1 pseudogene is annotated in these 408 nt (G+C 35.3%); it reads right to left on the bottom strand.

Going from position 1 to position 408, the window contains the following annotated elements:
• Window positions 1-408: pseudogene (locus RCF13_RS00050) on the bottom strand (hypothetical protein); the annotation flags it as partial.

Genomic DNA, 408 nt, shown 5'->3' with positions numbered 1-408 from the left:
ATCGCCTTTGGCGTTTGTAATAGATTTTACTTGATTGATACGATCATATGTGTAGGTTGTTGCATTTCCTAAGGAGTCAATAATCTTTTTAATATTTCCATTTCTATCATATTGCCACTTTGTCACATTGTCCTCAGCATCTATTAGCTTAGTTAAATTACCATTAGAATCGTATTCATATTTTGTAACAGCACCCTTAGGATCCCTTACAGTTTCTACTAAACCTAAGTTGTTGTATGTAAATACTGTTTTATATCCCATTACATCTTTGACAGATAGGATTCTTCCTGCCGCATCGTAATCGTATTCTGTTGTACCATTCATTGCATCGATTACTCTTTTTATGCGGCCTACTTCATCATACTCATACTGGGTTTTGTAATTGTTTGCATCTGTGGCCTCGGTCAT

This window comes from Stenotrophomonas maltophilia group sp. RNC7 (assembly GCF_030910085.1).
Lineage (GTDB): Bacteria > Pseudomonadota > Gammaproteobacteria > Xanthomonadales > Xanthomonadaceae > Stenotrophomonas > Stenotrophomonas sepilia.
This window is presented reverse-complemented; position numbering and strand designations above follow the sequence as displayed.